Source organism: Phormidesmis sp. 146-20, assembly GCF_052939475.1.
In genome coordinates, this window is record NZ_JBJPHT010000023.1 from 61721 (window position 1) to 78729 (window position 17009).

Below are 17009 nucleotides of genomic sequence, written 5' to 3' on the forward strand. Positions count from 1 at the left end.
TCTTCGGTCTTCCCAATGGCAAAGTCACGCAAGCTTGAAGAAACTCTGGCGCTTTTGACGGCTGTGCGGTCTGATCCCACTTCGGAGGAAGCGATCGCTACACTGCATCAAGTTCTCAAGAGTAAATTTGCGATCGCCGTTTCTCAAGCCGCCAAAATTACTGGTGACGCTGAACTGTATGATCTGATGCCAGCTTTGGGCGAAGCCTTCGATCGCTTGATGGTCAATCCTGCTGAAACGGATCAAGGCTGTCAGGCAAAATTTCGGATTGCTCAGGCGCTCTATCAACTCAACTACAGCAATGAAGACCTGTTTTTGCGGGGCATTCGGCACGTCCAAATGGAGGCAGTCTGGAAAGACAAGCAAGATACCGCAGCGAGTTTGAGGGGAGTCTGCGCGCTGGGACTGGTGAGAATGAACTATCCCCACGTTTGGAGCGAACTCGCTGACCTCTTGGCCGATCCGGAAACAGATGCACGAGTCGCCGCCGCACGAGCCATCACCTACACCGAAGACGATCGAGGCGTTCCGCTGTTGCGATTGAGAGTCCAGGTTGGGGATCAGCCACCCGTGATTTCTGAGTGTCTGTTGGGGCTGCTGACGTTGGCACCGGGGCGATCGCTTTCTCTCGTGACTCGCCAACTTTACGCCCGCAAATCAGCTCCTCTGCGCGAAGACACCGAGATTGCAGAAGTGGCCGCGATGGCTCTGGGTGAGAGTCGCCTACCCGAAGCCTTTCCCATTCTTCAAACCTGGTGGCACCAAGTCAAAGATGCAGAACTCAGACAAACCGGACTGCTGGCGATCGCGATGCTTCGACAAGACGAGCCGCTAGACTTTTTGCTGTCGCTGGTTACGAGCAGACGGATTCAGGACGCTAAGGACGCGATCGCCGCTCTGAGCCTCTATCGCCAAGATCAAGACTTGTGGCAGCGAGTGAATGAGGCAATCAATCAACGAGAAGATGCCAGCTTGCTAAATCATCGGGAATTTTAGACCTTGTGATTTTTTAGTTTCTAGAATTCACGATGTTGAGGGCGACGGCCTCCGCGACTTTGATCCCGTCGATGCCCGCCGAGAGAATGCCTCCTGCGTATCCGGCTCCTTCTCCAGCGGGATAGAGTCCTTGAGTGTTGAGGCTCTGATAGTCTTCTTTGCGCTTGATGCGAATGGGCGAAGAGGTGCGAGTTTCGACTCCAGTCAAGACGGCATCGTGCATAGCAAATCCAGCGATCTGTTTGTCAAAAGCAGGGAGAGCTTCGCGGATGGCAGCGATCGCATACTCTGGCAAACTCTGACTCAAATCGCCCAAATGTACCCCTGGCGCATAAGATGGCTTGACGCTTCCCAAGGACTGAGAGGGACGATCGGCGATAAAGTCTCCGACCAACTGCCCTGGCGCTTCGTAGGTGCCTCCACCCAGTTCAAACGCTCGTGATTCCAAGCGACGCTGAAAGTCAATCCCTGCGAGAGGATGACCGGGATAATCGTCGGGGGTGATGCCGACCACGATCCCACTGTTGGCGTTGCGCTCATTGCGAGAATATTGGCTCATGCCGTTGGTGACGACTCGCCCCGGTTCGGACGTGGCAGCCACAACCAATCCACCCGGACACATGCAAAAACTATAGACCGATCGCCCGTTTTGACAGTGGTGAACCAGTTTATAGTCTGCCGCGCCCAGAAGTTTGTGACCTGCTTTTTCGCCAAAGCGGCACTGATCAATCAACGTTTGGGGATGCTCGACTCGAAAGCCGATCGAGAAGGGTTTGGATTCGATATAAACGCCGCGATCGAAGAGCATCTGAAAGGTATCTCTGGCACTGTGTCCCACTGCGAGAACGACATGATCGCTGCGGAGATATTCCCCATTCGCCAACGTCACGCCTCTCACCTGTCCGGCTTGAATGTCGATCGACTCCACCCGACTTTGAAAGCGAATTTCGCCACCGAGAGACTCGATCGTTGCCCGCATTCTTTCGACAATGCCCACCAGCTTGAAGGTGCCAATGTGCGGTTTGTTAATGTAGAGAATTTCTGGAGAAGCGCCCGCATTCACAAGTTCATTTAAGACCTTGCGCCCGTAATGTTGAGAGTCTCGCACCTGGCTGTAGAGTTTGCCGTCTGAAAATGTGCCCGCGCCGCCTTCTCCAAACTGCGCGTTGGACTCTGGATTAAAGTCTTCTCTCTTTTTCCAAAAGCCAAAGGTGTCGGCGGTGCGTTCTTTTACCGATTTGCCGCGTTCTAACACGATCGGGCGAAATCCCATTCTCGACAGCATCAAAGCCGCAAACATGCCACAGGGGCCGCTGCCAATGACGATCGGGCGTAACGTCAAATCGCTGGGTGCTTGAGCAACAGAACGATAGCTAATATCGGGAGTGACCATCACATGAGGGTCTTTTTTGAAGCGTTGAAGCAGGCGCTGCTCTTGAGGCGTTTCCACATCCAAAATGTAGACCAGAGCGATCACGTCTTTCTTTCGAGCGTCGTAGCTGCGTTTGAAGATCGAATAGCGGATCAGGTCTTTGGGACTGATTTGTAGCTTTTTGAGAATGGCTGTCTTGATCTCATCGTCAGCGTGATCAAGGGGAAGCTTGATTTCGGTTAGCCGTAACATACTCAGAAATTTCTGGACGATCTTAGTCATAGCGCAAACTGTAACGCTGTGGGGAGATGGGGTGGAGAATGGTGGAGTTGGGGGGTTGGTACTTCGTCAAGGAACGCGAGTTTATTAACCTGAGATTCTCTAAATAGGCTTGGTCAGTTGATTTTGGCTTCGTTTCAATGGGTTGCAGCCCCCTAAATCCCCCAAAAATGGGGGACTTCAAAGCTCAAACCCGTTTTGAATTCCAGAATTTTTTTGATCTCAAAGTCCCCCAGCATGGGGGATTTAGGGGGCGAAGTAATTTGGCAATAAACGATCTTATTTAATTCACGATCCTAAGAGAGATGAAGGATAAGCAGTCAGTCAGGAAGGATAAACGATCGGGCGAGAAGAATAACCGATCGGGCGAGAAGAATAACCGATCGGGCGAGAAGAATAACCGATCGGGCGAGAAGAATAATCGATCGGGAATGAAGGATTAGCCGTTGGGCGAGAAGAATAAACGATCGGGAATGAAGAATAAACGATCGGGCGTGAAGGAATCGCTTCTAAATTACTAGAGCGTTTGTTGATCGGTCTAAACTATCGAAGATCAAGCGTCTAAATTTGAGAGGTGAAATGGTGAAGATTGGCTTTTTAGGAATCGGGCTGATGGGGCTACCAATGGCACAGCGTTTGATCGATGCGGGGCACTCGCTCACGGTCTACAATCGCACTGCTTCTAAACTGGAATCTTTGACGGGAGCAGCCATCGCTCCTTCTCCCCAAGAGGCGATCGCCAACTCAGACTGTGTGATTCTCATGCTCACAGATGCTTCAGCGATTCAGACCACACTGCTTTCTGATGCTGCAAAGCTGACTAGAAAAACGGTGATTCAGATGGGGACGATCGCGCCTTTAGAAAGTCAAGCCATTCGAGATCAGGTAGTAGCTGCGGGCGGCGACTACTTAGAAGCCCCTGTGTTGGGCAGCATTCCCGAAGCGCGATCGGGTTCACTCATGATCATGGTGGGCGCAGAGCCACAACAGTTCGATCGCTGGCTACCCGTGCTGCAAGTTTTGGGATCAGATCCCGTTCTCTTAGGTTCAGTCGGATCGGCGGCGGCGGTAAAATTGTCGCTCAACCAGCTTATTGGATCTCTGACGAGTGCGTTTGCGGCCAGTTTGGGATTAGTAGCGGCTCAGGGCGTGGAGGTCGAAGCTTTTATGAAAATTCTTAGACAGAGTGCGCTGTATGCCCCAACGTTTGATAAGAAATTACAGCGAATGCGCGATCGTGACTACTCCAATCCCAACTTTCCGACCAAACATCTGCAAAAAGATATCAATCTATTTCTCACAGCCGCCCAGTCTGCAAAGCTCGAAGTCAGCAATGTCGAAGGCGTTCAGAAAGTTTTGGATCGAGCGATCGCCCTGGGGTTATCCGATGCCGACTATTCAGCTTTGTTCTCCGCGATCGTTCCTGAGTAGAGAGAACGGCAAACCGCTAACATAAAGGTAGTCAGCTATTTACAAGGTTTTGTCCTATGCCTCCCCGTTGGTCTCGTATTCCCGATCGCAAAGACGCTGATTATCGTCGCCTGGACGATCGCATGACCTTTGCAACTCATGTGCCGCTATTCACTGCCTGTAATTCGGGGTTGTGGTTTTTTAAGATCATTCAAAATCACGATTGGCCCTGGGCGATTGGAGTAACGGGCGGTTGGGCGGCGATTCTGGTGGCTCATGCCATCTATGTGTTTGCGATCGCCGACTATTCTGAAACGTCTCCTGCTACACCCGCGCCCGCAACAGGCTTTAAGCCGAAAGAAAAAGTGACGAAATCAGCCAAAAAGTAGAGTTTTTGCAACTAGCCAGACGCTAAAAAGATCGGATACAAAACAACTCTAAACTGACTTTTTTTATGGCAAACCTAAGTACCTCTGAAGCGATCGAGAATCTAGCCGCCGAAATTGGTGAAAATGTCTACATCGATGTTGCTAAATGGCATCTCTATCTGTCAGACGCTCATCTGCACACCGTTTTGGCAGAAAAGCTCTATCCTCTGCTCTCCAGCGGCTCAATCCAGGAAGATCAGATTCTCAAAGTTCTGCAAAGCATTCCCATTAAATTAGGGGGCGGCAAGCGAGAAGTGCCCTTGAGCGATCTGGTGCCGATGCAGTGTCAGGTCAGTTTGATGGATTTGCTAGAAGAGTTTCAGCGCAATTTGTAGGCGGTTTCTTCAAATTAAAAACTCGATTTCTTCGCCTCGTCACTAACCGTTTCTGCCTTCTAACTCCCATTTATGGGAGACTTTAAGACATTTACACAAAAGAGGGATAGAAGACGGTTAAATCTCTACCCCAAAACAAACACAAATCATCTCAATCAGAACTCTGAAAGCGGCTAGATCTCAACGTCTACCGCTAATTTTTTGCCTAACGCTAGAAGTTGGGGCGATCGTTCCCTTTCCTCAGTCGATCGCAGCCAGACAAAATACAATTCTTGAGCTTGAGCCATTGTCAAATTGAAGTGGAGCTTTTGCCCAAACTCAATCAACTGCTCAATACAATGAATCTCCATCTCAGCCGTCTGGGGATCAATCGGATTCAACAAATTCCAGAGCGATCGCCGCACCAATCTTTCGAGGGTTTGTTTGACTTCGGGAAGATTTAGCTGACAGTGTAGATGGTTGGCTTCGGTGGCGATCGCATCCAATTCGGCAATTCGACTGGCGCTAAGTTCCAGGTTATCGGGATCGCTGTGGTCTTGTTCGAGCGATCGTAGAGCGACAAGTAAGCGATGACCCAAAGCAATCTCAGCCGCGACCTGCAATTCTTGAGGAACGGGCAATTCGTCCCGATGAAACGCCATCAAAACGCCGTAGTTATCGCGATAGACCTGTGTATAAAGCTGATCCAATCGGGTCAACGTTTCTTGGCTCAAGAGGCGCATAATTCGATGACGTTCTTCGGCAAATAAATTTTGCAGACTGTGAGACTGGTTGCCAAACATCTGATTCATCGCCAAAATGGTCTGCGCTGCACTCGCCTGCTTAAGAGAGCCAAACAGAGAATCCTTAAGTTGAGCGTAAGTCCTGCGGCCAGCAAAAGGCTGAATGCAACAGTGGAAATCCCAGCCGCCCAAATGCAGCACCGCAAAAACCAAATGCTCCGTCTCGCGAGTAATTTCAGACGTGAGTTGAAGCTGTCCGACAGCGAGAGTGAGCGATCCCATCCGCTGAAGCTGGTAATCTAACTGATGAGCGGCATAGCAGTAGACGCGCTGTTCTCTCGTAAAGGTCTGGAACAAAGAACTGATCGCGTAGTGGGCAGCGACTTGCTCAAAGTTAATCTGTGCCGAGATCACCAACTGCCGATAGACTTCTGCTCCATTTTTGAAGCAATCTACATTACTGGGAGCCAGCGCCAGCCGTTTTACAAAGCCTTTTTCAAGCTGCACGCCCGCCACATCTCCGGCAAGCTCCAGCGCTCTGGAAGCGTAACGAAGAATTTGCGTTCCTTCGGGGCGAGAAAGCTCCTCAAAAAACCAGCCGCAACTCGTGTACATCAGCATGGCGTGACGCTGCATTTCTAACAGTCGTAGAGCGTCGATGCGTTCGATCGTGCTGAGCTTGTGGCGCTGATGTTGAGCAAGAAATCGATTGACATTGGCAGGAGAGCGATCGCGCACCACCTGAATGTACTCATCCCTCGTCAACCAGACATCTTTAAAGAGTTTCTTGCCCGTCTCTTCGTAGACTTTGACCAGTTGATCCCGCAGCCAGTCAAGAGAATCGCGCAAAGGTCGCCGCCATTTTTGGTGCCATCCGCCGCCACTCGCGCAGCCACAGTCGTCTTGCCAGCGATCGACTCCGTGGGCACAACTCCAGGCCGTGACGGGTTTGAGTTCGACTTCCCAGGTAGGCGTGTTGAGGCTGAGGTAGTGGGCAAAGTTAGTGACCGTCCAGCCTTTATGAGAAAATTCATGCTCGAAGGCGTAGGCCAGACATTTCTCAGTCCCGCCTTTGTGGTGTCCAAAGGTTTCGCCATCGGTTGCCGCCGCAATTAGCTGAGTCGGACGATGATCCCCGCGCACCGCCTGACCCAATCGCCCCGCCAGATTGTGAGAACTGCTGAGAGCGGTATCGAATCCCATATCGCGAGAAATCGGCCCGTCGTAAAAGAAGATGTCAATATAGCGACGTTCTGACTCCTCGCTCTCCTCACTGTTCAAGAAACATCGGTAAGGACGAGTCGTATCAATCTGACCGCCGCCGACTTCGATCCAGTTGGGAGCGTCGATCGCCCGACAGCGTTGAGCCTGAGAGGGAGCCAAAATGATAAATTGAACGCCTTCGTCTACCAAAGCTTCAAGCGTGGGATAGTCTACGGCAGTTTCAGCGAGCCACATGCCTTCGGGATCACGACCAAAGTGCGATCGAAAGTCTGCTTTCCCCCAGCGAATCTGAGTGCGTTTGTCGCGATCGTTAGCCAGAGGCAAGATCATGTGATTGTAAGCTTGAGCGATCGCGTTGCCGTGTCCATTCAGTCGCGCACAGCTTTTGCGATCGGCTTCGAGAATTCGTTGGTAGACTTCGACATCGTGACGCTCGATCCAACTCATCAACGTTGGGCCAATGTTGAAGCTCAAATATTCGTAGTTGTTGACGATCCCCACCAGTTCGCCCTGGTCGTTGAGAATGCGGGCAAAGGCGTTGGGGCGATAGCATTCGTGGTGGATTCGCTCGTTCCAGTCGTGAAACGGGGACGCACTGGGCTGACGCTCGATCGCATCCAAATAAGGATTTTCGCGGGGCGGCTGGTAAAAGTGCCCATGAATCGTGACGTAAACACCGATCGCCGTTTTGAGGGGATGGTTTTCGTCTGGGGTGAGATCAAGACGCTGGGGATCGCCATTCTGCAAACTTGCTGCATTCGTTGCGGTGGCAGACAAATCGAGTGAGGCATCAAAAATCGAAGTCATAGAGAAAGTTTTTGGGGTTAGGGAGATGGGGTAAAGCCTGCTGTAGAGGCAGAATCAAACAAATTGCCTCTAGCTAACGTAATTCATTTGTACTATACAGCAAGACTTAAATCGCGGGCGATTTGCAAGCCTCGTCAAAAACACGATCGCCGCAGCCAGGGTAGAAGACCAAAGGATCAGCTTAAAACAGCTTTGAAATTGGATAAAAACTTAACGGGAAACCGATTTTCAGAGTTTGAATCAGTTTCAATCAAAGGGAACTATAGCGAACCCTTTCTCACAGACAAATCTGACTCAGCGCTTAGAATTTGGGGGATCAGGTCAGTCTTAAGCGTTACATTCTCAAGCGCTACAGATTTTTGAAAAGGCAGAGCGATCGATAGTCAGGCGTTTCACCCGGCCTTTCAAAAGGAATCGGAACCTGCAACATAACTGATTGAACCGCAAAGCAGAGGTCAACTTAAGGATGGCTTAAGAGTTTTGTACAAGACTTTACGATCGCTTCAGACCTCGAAAGGATTTGTAACTCAAATTGTTTAGCTCAAATTGTCTGGCTCAAATTGGTGCCTCAAACCGACGGCTCAAATCAAAAGAAGCAATTTCCTACAAAGCGTTGCGATCGACTAGGTATTCTAGATCCCGACGAACTCCCTTCACCGATTGAGAAGTTTTAATGTCAGTCAAAAATCTAATTTTTATTTTCCTGCTGCTGTTTGTGCCTGTGTCGATCGCGGCTCACTTTCTGCATTGGGGATCGCTGGTCGTCTTTGTCACGGCAGGTTTGGCGATTCTACCTCTGGCCGCCTGGATGGGCACCGCCACCGAAGAAATTGCCGTCGTCGTGGGAGCCACCCTGGGCGGACTGCTCAATGCCACCTTTGGCAACGCAACGGAATTGATCATTGCCCTGGTTGCCCTTAACGCGGGACTGATCGATGTCGTCAAAGCCAGTCTCACGGGATCAATTATTGGTAACTTGCTGCTCGTGATGGGGCTATCGATGCTGCTGGGAGGACTGCGCCACAAAGAACAGGAATTTCAGCCGATCGTCGCGCGGGTCAATGCGTCTTCGATGAATCTGGCTGTGATTGCGCTATTGCTGCCGACAGCGGTCAACTACACCTCAACGGGGATCAGTGACCTGACGATTCAGAAACTCTCCGTTTCGGTTGCCTTTGTGCTGATTGCTGTTTACTGTTTGACACTGCTGTTTTCTATGAAAACCCACACCTATCTCTATGATGCCGGGGTCGCAGAACAGGAAGTTGTCGAAATCGCCTCCGCCAACCTGACCGGAGAAACGGATCGCCACACCGTCAATCTCTGGCTTTGGGTGGGAGTTTTATTAGCCTGCACGCTGCTGGTGGCGATCGAGTCCGAACTTCTGGTCGATAGCCTAGAAGAAGCCACCTCTAAATTAGGATTGACTGCCCTATTTACGGGCGTGATTTTGCTGCCGATCATTGGCAACGCTGCGGAACATGCAACAGCGGTCACAGTAGCCATGAAAGACAAAATGGATCTCTCCGTCTCAGTCGCGGTTGGGTCGAGTCTGCAAATTGCCTTGTTTGTCGCTCCGCTTCTCGTGATCGTGGGCTGGATTTTAGGAAAACCAATGGATTTAAACTTCAACCCATTTGAATTAGTCGCCGTTGCGGTGGCAGTTTTGATCACCAATTCGATTAGCTCTGATGGGCGATCGAACTGGCTCGAAGGTACTTTGTTACTTGCTGCCTACGTAGTGCTGGGATTAGCCTTCTACTTTCATCCAGTCGATTAATTAAACAAGCTGAGAAGCGAGGGAGAAATTAGCTCATTCATAAGTTCATTCATAAGTTGATTACTTAGAAACTCCCTCATCTCAGCCCAAAAGCGGATTGCAAATGATTACAGCCCTGCAACAATCTAACTGTCAGAAACGAGTAAGAATTTAATAAAAATTTACTAATTCAATAGAGATTGCTGAATTTGAATTAAATTCATTAAAAAACAGAAATTGATTAACTGTTTAGCCTCTCCAGAAGGAAGTAAAACGCTAACTAAAACGATTTGCTACTCACTGTAATCAATCAGTAATCAATTAATTTCTCACGCTTAATTCCGTTTGAGAGGCAAGTTCTAAAACTGTTTTCAGGCAATTGATCTGAACACATTTTTTCCTGTCAAAGAGCAATTTTTTGTATTGGGCAATGACATGGATGAACAAAGAAATACAGACGATCGCACCCTAATCGTCAGACACTTAGAGCAAATAGAACAGCGTGAAGCTGAGTTGTATAAGGCCGTCAGTGAGGACTCTGTTGGACAATCTAGCCTACTTGGTTACTTGGCGGCGCTCTCGACTGCCCTTGAAGAACTGAGGGCCGCTGAAGGGGTTCTCTATCAACAAAATGAGCACCTCAACCACGTCCGGGAGACGCTAGAAACTGAGTATCACCGCTATCAAAACTTATTTGAATTTGCTCCTGATGCTTATTTAATTACTGATATCTACGGCAAGATTCAAGAAGCAAACCAGGCTGCATCAGAGCTTTTTAGCCTAAACTCAAAGTGCTTGGTTGGCAAGGTTTTAGAAAGTTTTGTGCGTGGAGATTATCAGCAAGCTTTTCGATCGTTGCTACTACAATTACAGACGGTCGATCGCATTCAAGAATGGGAAATCAAGCTAATCACTAACAACCAAATTTCTTTTGATGCAGCGCTGACGATATCAGTCGTTAAAGATTGTCAAAATTGCCCGATCGCGCTTCGTTGGCTAGCGCGTAACATCACGGCTCGCAAACAAATGGAGCAGCAACTTCAACAAATGCAGCTTCAAAATCTGGAATTGGTTGAAGCCGATCGCTTAAAATCACAATTCATCGCTACGATATCTCACGAATTACGCACTCCAATGAATGCAATTCTGGGATTTTCAAACCTTCTGCTGCGCCAATTTCACCATCGATTTGAGCCACAGCACTTGAGGATGATCGAGCGAATTTTTCAAAACGGTCAACATTTACTGACGCTGATTGAGGACATTTTAGACTTTTCAAAACTACGATCGCGACAATTAGAACTTCACTTAGAATCATTTGATTTATGTGAGCTTGTGACAACTCTAGTCGAAGACCTGAAACCGCGAAAAAATCAGAAAAATATTCAAATACAAGTCCATTTGCCTCAAGAATTAGAGATTGTTAACGATCGCAAGCGAGTTCGACAAATTCTTGCCAATCTGCTTTCAAATGCGATTAAGTTCACAGACCAGGGATGGGTCACGATCGAAGTGGAAGTGTGGCGAGATGATCGAGTGGCGATCGCCGTTCGAGACACCGGAATTGGCATCGCTGACCAAGATCTCAAGTCAATCTTTCAAGAATTTCGACAAATCAACCAGACTGCGACCCGCTGCCAGGGCGGAACAGGACTGGGGTTAGCCATCACCAAAGCACTAACGGATCTAATGGAGGGAGAAATTTCCGTTGCGAGCCAACTGAGGCAGGGATCGACTTTTTTGGTTGAGCTTCCTCGCTATTTGACAGATCTACCCGCCCAAACCAGAAAGGCTAGAGAGTTGAACTAAACTAGAATTGGCAGCTTGGGGGAGCGGAAGTGCTGGATACCGAAGCGAAAATTTTGCACCGCATTCACATTAAACTCAGTTGTTCTCAATGATGCCGCTCTTTGCTCTAAAGGTAGAGAACGATCGCTCCGCCTCTCTATCGCGTTGTAGATTCGGTTTGTCTTGGTGATGTCTTAAAGTATCGCCATAAAACGATAGGCAAAGGAGCGATCAGATGCCCGATTTGGGAGAGCAAGCCCTCAATAAGGTTGCAGAGGTGGGAATTTCTAGCCAACTAGATGAGGTCGAAAAATTGGATGTGGAAATTGAAACCGATCCGCTAAAGCTAGTTTCAGGAGCGGTTGATTCAGTTTCTATCAAAGCAGAAGGGATGGTCATGCAGCAAGACCTCCGGATTGAAGAAATGCAGGTGAATACTGGAAGCGTTTCGATTAATCCGTTGAGTGCTGCTTTTGGCAAGATTGAGTTAAACCATCCGACCGAAGCGGAAGCTTATGTTGTTTTGACAGAAGCAGATATTAATCGTGCTTTTCAATCCGATTTTATTGGTGAGAAAATGCAAAATTTGGATGTTCATGTCAATGGTCAAGTTGCGACAGTAGACACCCAAAAAGTTGAATTTGGCCTACCTGGAGAAGGCAAAATCGCCCTGAGTACTGATGTGATTTTACAGGACACGCAAGAGAGAAAGCGAGTTGCTTTTACGGCAGTTCCTAAAGTCAGTTCAGATGGTCAGCAAGTCCTATTAGAAGATTTGCACTATACAGAAGGACAAGACCTTCCTCCTGAGTTGACAAACGCGCTTTTAGAACAAGCTAAGAGTCTGCTGGATCTCCGAAACTTTGAGCTAGAAGGTATGGCTTTAAAACTTAAAAAATTGGACACTCAACCAGGAAAGTTAACCCTGGAAAGCGAAGCCCATGTAGAGCAATTTTCTGCCTCGTGATCAACTTATCAAGAGAATTTTCTCAAAGCCGACAGCAACTATTTAACCTCACTTTCTCACCCCACAGGAGACCCTTATGACACGCGCAAGAACCCCTAGCATTCCTCCCATTATTGAGGCGGATGAGGCAGAATATCGAGATAGCGGTGTCCCCAGTACCGTTGCGATCGCTGGCCATCCCCTTCACCCTTTGTTAGTCACGTTTCCGATCGCTTTTCTCACGGGCGCTCTGGGCACTGATGTTGGCTACTGGCTCACCAGTGATTCCTTTTGGGCAAGAGCCTCTTTTTGGCTAATCGGAGCCGGGATCGTTTCAGGATTGGTGGCTGCGGCGACTGGAATGAGCGACTTTGTGAAAATCGATCGCGTTCGTGAACACAGTGCAGGCTGGGCCCACATGACCGGAAACGTAGCGGCTCTGGTAATTTCAGCAGCAAGCTTTTGGCTGAGATGGGGCAATCAAACTGGGGCAATTTTGCCCACTGGATTGATCCTCTCGCTGATTGTAGCGACGCTGATTGCAATTACAGGATGGTACGGTGCAGAACTGATTTATCGTCACAAGGTTGCAGTTATTGGTTATGGGCCAAAGCATCGTCCGTAGGAGTCTACTTCTCGATTGTTAGAGGCTCAATTCTCCTGCTTTTGGAGTACTCAATTATTCACTCATTTGAAGGAGGCGATCGCGCCTCTTTTTTTTTATACTTGTACTCATGAAATTTGAGATGTAACTGTTATGAACAAAGACTCAAAACCTGCTGATAATCAATCTGGAATCAACCAACCGATGACTCCCCAAGAGGTCGATCCAGAGCAAAAACGAGCACACAGAGAAGAGTTGGATAAAGAATATTTGGCGAGCAATCCTGGCGATCGCATTGACGAATCGAAATCGCTCGAAGAAAAGGCTCAACAGGTGGCTGTAGATGCTCCTGATATTACGGGTGATCACATTGTGGTTCCGACCTACTTTGTTTTTGAAACGCCAGAGGGTGAGAAGAAGCCACTACACCATGTCAAAGATGCCGAAGAGATTTCGGACATGATTCGTATGGCAAGATTGAACGAAGATGGAGAACAAGTTTGGCGTTAAATCGCTCTAGCTTGTCGCTAATTTTTTGGTGATTAGCAGATAGAAAGGAAGGGAGAACTTGATCAGATGTGAGCATCTTGTTCTCCTAAAATCCACCTAAATGAATCTGCGATACAACTCCCCACTATTATCCCAAGAAGCTTATTTTTGGGATTTTTGTTTGTCTGATCTCATCTAAATTTGAGTCAATTCTTTCGCTTCATCGTCTAGATTCTTTGTCCTCTACAAAATGACAAACTTTAGGACAAAATCGGCTCAAACTCTTCCCTTTAGCGGGGATATAGGAGAAGTTTTGGGTTAACAATTAGCGAAGCGTTTGATCAAATTCGCGCTAATTCAACTTCATCAAACCCATAACAAACCAAACAATTTAGTAGGAGAAATCTCATGTCTCAAACCGCAGAAACACAACAGCCTGTTCAACATCAAGATCAACGTCCCGGAAAAGAGTCTGAAATGCAACCCTTGCCCCGTAGCCAGGGGTTTCACTACAAAGGAAGTGAAAAGTTACTCAACAAGGTGGCTCTGATCACGGGGGGCGACAGCGGCATTGGTCGTGCGGTGGCCGTTCTCTACGCCAAAGAAGGCGCAGATGTCGCGATCGCTTATCTCAACGAAGATGATGATGCTCAAGAGACCGCAAAAATGGTCGAAAAAGAAGGACGACGCTGCCTATTATTACCTGGAGATTTGGGTGACGAGCAAACTTGTAAACAGGCAGTTCAAAAGACGATCGCTGAATTTGGGCACCTGGAGATTCTGGTTAACAACGCCGCCGAGCAGCACCCTCAAGAAAGCATTGAAAACATCACCGCCGAGCAGTTAGAACGCACCTTTCGCACTAATATTTTTGCGATGTTCTTTTTAACGAAAGCGGCTTTGCCTCACCTTCAATCAGGTAGCGTTATTATCAATACGACTTCTGTTACCGCCTATCAAGGCAATCAACAACTGCTCGATTATTCGTCTACAAAAGGAGCGATCGTAGCTTTTACACGTTCCCTGTCTCAGTCACTTGTGAAGAAGGGAATTCGAGTAAATGGGGTTGCGCCGGGGCCGATTTGGACTCCATTAATTCCTTCGACTTTTCCAGAAGAGAAGGTGGAGAAGTTTGGTCAACAGGTGCCGATGCAGCGAGCAGGCCAGCCAGAAGAAGTAGCTCCTTGCTATGTGTTTCTTGCCTCTGACGATTCTTCGTACATGTCGGGTCAAATCTTGCACCCCAATGGTGGCGAAATTGTAAACGGATAAAGTGATGAAAAGCTGACAGTTATTTCGCTGAAACGCTAGAGATTTATAAGAACGATCGGGGCTGGTCTTGTTTGCCGTTCCGATTCGTTTTTTTAGATACAAAATCTCGCAATTGATCTCTCAAAATAGGTAAATTTTGTTTTTGATCTGTAGCTGATGATAGAGCAAAGAACTCTTGAAGTCGCCTCAGTTGATAGAGTGACCGCCCTGGCTATTTCGCAATGATGAATGTACGCTGAAGGGAATAACAAATTCCAAAAGAAACGCATCCACTTTAAAGAATAGTCAAAATATACTTCACCATGTTTCAGACAATCCGATTTGAAAATGACTTTTTTGATCTAAAAACACCTTTAATTCGTCGCAAACACTCTGCCTTTGAAATCGAAGATCTGCCGGGTTTGTGGCGCATTCACTGGCAGCTAGGTGACACGACAGTTTTGTCAACTTTTTATACTCGAATCGATCAAGCCTGTCTATTGTGGGGGCTAATCTCAGCCATCATTTTCATCACCGCACAGTTTGCCGCGATCGACTGGGGCACTCAAGCCATTCTCTGGTCAGGACTGACGCTCATCGGCACTGCAATCATGGTCAAACTTGCCCGCCGCTGGACAACGATCGAGCCGTTAAATCAAGTCATTGCCGCCTGGGTCATCTTGATGCTTGGAGGTTTGGTACTAACTAACCTGAGCGTTTTTCTCGGTTGGGGACAGGTCTTGGCGCAACTCTGCACGCTCTGGCTAGGACTCAATGCACTCGGCTACCTGTATACAGGGCTAAAGATGCGATCGCGGGCCTTTTTCCTCGTAGCGCTCGTACATCTTCTAGGAATTGCCGCTCTACCCTACGTTGGGGGCTGGCAATTTTTGACCACTGGCATTCTCATCGGGTTTAGTTCGCTGCTGTTGGCTGAGTTGCAGTGGGATTCAAGCGGCGTTTGTGCAAATCATCGTCTGGGCGATTAGAAACACTTAAATCTGCGGGATTTCCTCTTGCCTAAATCTTTCTAAAGTTGGATACTTGAATTACAAACGGTAGCTTATACTACAGAAATCTCGGAATCCCAGTCCAGTGTTATCCTATGCGACCCTCTCACCGCAGCGCCAGTTATCAATTCCACGCCCCTACTCTGGAAGTCAGAGAAAGCGAACTGATTAGCCCTTTTGTGGTTGGTGGTTGGCAGTGTCATACCGCACTGGGTGCAAACCTCCCCACCAATTCTCAGCCAGCCGACAGCATCAAGGGTTTGGCTACTAACAAGTCTGGTCGTGAGTCCTGTTCTGAGTCCCGAAAGGTACGAACCGTCGATCGTCCTCTTAACATCTTGCAAGAAGTCGGGCACATCCACAACGCCAACATTCAGCGTAGTCTCACCCATCGGATACAGATGGCCAAACAGCGCTGCGACCAGCAACTTCTAGATGCCCTAGAGTCAGAATTTAGAGCGATCGCGCCATTCTAACCAGTTTTCAAGTTTGTCTAAACAGTTTTCCTAAGTTTGTAGGTGAAGGTTATAGGTGGTGCGAAGTTAACAGCTTGGTGCCACCTTTTTATATGAACAGCAATGTTATGTGAACAGCGAAACGTAACCATTAAGAATGAAGTGAGGAATGCTAAAGCTAACAAGTTAATGAATCGCTCTCATCCCTCATCCCTCATCCCTCATCCCCTAGGTCTAGAACTCCCTGCCAAAGGCTGAGTCACAACCTGATTTAACCCAACTGACTCCAGCAGTTTCTTCCAATTGTCCATCACCTTGGGATCTTTAGAATTGGTGCGTCGCTGATTAACCAAAACGGTTAGTGCCTCGTGCCAAATGCCTGCTTCTGCATAAATTTTGGAATATTGTTCAGGTCTTGACACCTTCAACGCCTGAGATAACGCTGGCTCTATTTTTGTGCGCTCGATCCAACCTTCAGACCGCAATCCATTATCAGGCGCATCAGGACTACACGCGATCGTCAGATACCAGTGATACTGTTTGCCCACTTCGAGCGCGGGAGCAGTTGCGGGGAGCGTAAATTCGACAATTCCGGCCGCAGGCAAGAGCAGCGTTGCTTCGTAAACAATCTTCGTGTCGTTGTCTGACAGCAAGAGAAATTGAGCCGTCTGAATAGCTGTCTTGGGCACAGACCAGAAAAAAGTAGGGCGTGGCGCAACGGTCAAACTCAGATTTCCGGGAGGCATCAGTGCCGTTAAAGGTTGACCGCCCGGACGACAAGATCCGCGAGTGGCTCCCCCGGCTGTCGTTTTGGGTGCACCCCGTTTGGTAGGCTTGAAGGCTTGACTGATCAACGTCGGTTTGGCATCCGTCAGCTTAAGGGATTGAGCCGTCGCAGACGAGCTAGAGAAAAGAGCAAATCCAAGTGAGAGAGGAACGATCGCAGCACTGAGAAGAATCTTCATAGTCATGGGTAGGTAAAGAATTTCGCTTTGATGAGATGAAGGGGGCGATTCGTTTTAGGATCATCGATACAGCAAGAGTGCCCCCAAACGCTCACAGACCCTCAACTTCAGAGCTAATGACTTCAAATAAACCTAATAAAAGCTGAATGGTAAGCAAGGCGAATTTGAT

16 protein-coding genes are annotated in these 17009 nt (G+C 48.3%); 13 read left to right on the forward strand and 3 right to left on the reverse strand.

What is annotated here, in order from left to right; translation table 11 throughout:
- Window positions 1-15 precede the first annotated feature (15 nt).
- A complete protein-coding gene (locus ACKFKH_RS18545; RefSeq protein WP_446859813.1) occupies window positions 16-996 on the forward strand; it encodes a HEAT repeat domain-containing protein in 981 nt (326 codons plus the stop codon).
- A 13-nt stretch (window positions 997-1009) separates the two neighbouring features.
- Here the strand turns inward: ACKFKH_RS18545 and ACKFKH_RS18550 are convergent, their stop codons facing one another.
- Entirely contained in the window at window positions 1010-2650 is a 1641-nt protein-coding gene (locus ACKFKH_RS18550; RefSeq protein WP_446859814.1) for an NAD(P)/FAD-dependent oxidoreductase, read from the reverse strand.
- 302 nt (window positions 2651-2952) lie between these two features.
- Here ACKFKH_RS18550 and ACKFKH_RS18555 point away from each other — a divergent pair, with 302 nt between their 5' ends.
- The 4 genes from ACKFKH_RS18555 (at window position 2953) to ACKFKH_RS18570 (ending at window position 4820) form a co-directional block, all read left to right on the forward strand.
- A complete protein-coding gene (locus ACKFKH_RS18555) occupies window positions 2953-3090 on the forward strand; it encodes a hypothetical protein (RefSeq protein WP_446859815.1) in 138 nt (45 codons plus the stop codon).
- Window positions 3091-3226: 136 nt separating this feature from the next.
- Window positions 3227-4078 (forward strand): NAD(P)-dependent oxidoreductase, encoded by an 852-nt coding sequence (locus ACKFKH_RS18560; protein WP_446859816.1) that lies wholly within the window; start codon window positions 3227-3229, stop codon window positions 4076-4078.
- Window positions 4079-4134: 56 nt separating this feature from the next.
- Window positions 4135-4446 carry a 2TM domain-containing protein gene (locus ACKFKH_RS18565; protein ID WP_446859817.1) on the forward strand — a complete coding sequence of 104 codons (312 nt, stop codon included), beginning with the start codon at window positions 4135-4137 and terminating at the stop codon, window positions 4444-4446.
- 65 nt (window positions 4447-4511) lie between these two features.
- Window positions 4512-4820, forward strand: a complete 309-nt coding sequence (locus ACKFKH_RS18570; protein ID WP_446859818.1) for a DUF3181 family protein — start codon at window positions 4512-4514, stop codon at window positions 4818-4820.
- 173 nt (window positions 4821-4993) lie between these two features.
- On the opposite strand, the gene ACKFKH_RS18575 is transcribed toward ACKFKH_RS18570, so the two are convergent.
- Window positions 4994-7573: a DUF3536 domain-containing protein gene (locus ACKFKH_RS18575; RefSeq protein ID WP_446859819.1), complete on the reverse strand. Its 2580-nt coding sequence runs from the start codon at window positions 7571-7573 to the stop codon at window positions 4994-4996.
- A 673-nt stretch (window positions 7574-8246) separates the two neighbouring features.
- Between ACKFKH_RS18575 and cax the strand changes: the two genes are divergently transcribed.
- The 8 genes from cax (at window position 8247) to ACKFKH_RS18615 (ending at window position 15896) form a co-directional block, all read left to right on the forward strand.
- On the forward strand, window positions 8247-9353 hold the full coding sequence (cax, locus tag ACKFKH_RS18580) for a calcium/proton exchanger (protein ID WP_446859820.1): 1107 nt from the start codon (window positions 8247-8249) through the stop codon (window positions 9351-9353).
- 414 nt (window positions 9354-9767) lie between these two features.
- Entirely contained in the window at window positions 9768-11141 is a 1374-nt protein-coding gene (locus ACKFKH_RS18585; RefSeq protein ID WP_446859821.1) for an ATP-binding protein, read from the forward strand.
- Between the two features lie 214 nt (window positions 11142-11355).
- A complete protein-coding gene (locus ACKFKH_RS18590) occupies window positions 11356-12087 on the forward strand; it encodes an LmeA family phospholipid-binding protein (protein WP_446859823.1) in 732 nt (243 codons plus the stop codon).
- Window positions 12088-12163: 76 nt separating this feature from the next.
- Window positions 12164-12691, forward strand: coding sequence for a DUF2231 domain-containing protein (locus tag ACKFKH_RS18595; protein WP_446859824.1), 528 nt, complete (start codon window positions 12164-12166; stop codon window positions 12689-12691).
- Window positions 12692-12823: 132 nt separating this feature from the next.
- Complete coding sequence (locus ACKFKH_RS18600) at window positions 12824-13180, forward strand: hypothetical protein (protein ID WP_446859825.1); 357 nt, start codon at window positions 12824-12826, stop codon at window positions 13178-13180.
- A gap of 387 nt (window positions 13181-13567) precedes the next feature.
- A complete protein-coding gene (locus ACKFKH_RS18605; protein ID WP_446859826.1) occupies window positions 13568-14431 on the forward strand; it encodes an SDR family oxidoreductase in 864 nt (287 codons plus the stop codon).
- Window positions 14432-14733: 302 nt separating this feature from the next.
- On the forward strand, window positions 14734-15399 hold the full coding sequence (locus ACKFKH_RS18610) for a hypothetical protein (protein ID WP_446859827.1): 666 nt from the start codon (window positions 14734-14736) through the stop codon (window positions 15397-15399).
- Between the two features lie 116 nt (window positions 15400-15515).
- Window positions 15516-15896, forward strand: coding sequence for a hypothetical protein (locus ACKFKH_RS18615; RefSeq protein ID WP_446859828.1), 381 nt, complete (start codon window positions 15516-15518; stop codon window positions 15894-15896).
- Between the two features lie 200 nt (window positions 15897-16096).
- Here ACKFKH_RS18615 and ACKFKH_RS18620 read toward each other — a convergent pair whose 3' ends face one another.
- Window positions 16097-16840 carry a DUF928 domain-containing protein gene (locus tag ACKFKH_RS18620; protein ID WP_446859829.1) on the reverse strand — a complete coding sequence of 248 codons (744 nt, stop codon included), beginning with the start codon at window positions 16838-16840 and terminating at the stop codon, window positions 16097-16099.
- Between the last annotated feature and the right edge of the window lie 169 nt (window positions 16841-17009).

Excerpts from the sequence above, each read along its gene's own strand:
- ACKFKH_RS18545 (WP_446859813.1), top strand. The coding sequence starts at position 16 with ATGGCAAAGTCACGCAAGCTTGAAGAAACTCTGGCGCTTTTGACGGCT.
- ACKFKH_RS18550 (WP_446859814.1), bottom strand. The coding sequence starts at position 2,650 with ATGACTAAGATCGTCCAGAAATTTCTGAGTATGTTACGGCTAACCGAA.
- ACKFKH_RS18555 (WP_446859815.1), top strand. The coding sequence starts at position 2,953 with ATGAAGGATAAGCAGTCAGTCAGGAAGGATAAACGATCGGGCGAGAAG.
- ACKFKH_RS18560 (WP_446859816.1), top strand. The coding sequence starts at position 3,227 with ATGGTGAAGATTGGCTTTTTAGGAATCGGGCTGATGGGGCTACCAATG.
- ACKFKH_RS18565 (WP_446859817.1), top strand. The coding sequence starts at position 4,135 with ATGCCTCCCCGTTGGTCTCGTATTCCCGATCGCAAAGACGCTGATTAT.
- ACKFKH_RS18570 (WP_446859818.1), top strand. The coding sequence starts at position 4,512 with ATGGCAAACCTAAGTACCTCTGAAGCGATCGAGAATCTAGCCGCCGAA.
- ACKFKH_RS18575 (WP_446859819.1), bottom strand. The coding sequence starts at position 7,573 with ATGACTTCGATTTTTGATGCCTCACTCGATTTGTCTGCCACCGCAACG.
- cax (WP_446859820.1), top strand. The coding sequence starts at position 8,247 with ATGTCAGTCAAAAATCTAATTTTTATTTTCCTGCTGCTGTTTGTGCCT.
- ACKFKH_RS18585 (WP_446859821.1), top strand. The coding sequence starts at position 9,768 with ATGGATGAACAAAGAAATACAGACGATCGCACCCTAATCGTCAGACAC.
- ACKFKH_RS18590 (WP_446859823.1), top strand. The coding sequence starts at position 11,356 with ATGCCCGATTTGGGAGAGCAAGCCCTCAATAAGGTTGCAGAGGTGGGA.
- ACKFKH_RS18595 (WP_446859824.1), top strand. The coding sequence starts at position 12,164 with ATGACACGCGCAAGAACCCCTAGCATTCCTCCCATTATTGAGGCGGAT.
- ACKFKH_RS18600 (WP_446859825.1), top strand. The coding sequence starts at position 12,824 with ATGAACAAAGACTCAAAACCTGCTGATAATCAATCTGGAATCAACCAA.
- ACKFKH_RS18605 (WP_446859826.1), top strand. The coding sequence starts at position 13,568 with ATGTCTCAAACCGCAGAAACACAACAGCCTGTTCAACATCAAGATCAA.
- ACKFKH_RS18610 (WP_446859827.1), top strand. The coding sequence starts at position 14,734 with ATGTTTCAGACAATCCGATTTGAAAATGACTTTTTTGATCTAAAAACA.
- ACKFKH_RS18615 (WP_446859828.1), top strand. The coding sequence starts at position 15,516 with ATGCGACCCTCTCACCGCAGCGCCAGTTATCAATTCCACGCCCCTACT.
- ACKFKH_RS18620 (WP_446859829.1), bottom strand. The coding sequence starts at position 16,840 with ATGAAGATTCTTCTCAGTGCTGCGATCGTTCCTCTCTCACTTGGATTT.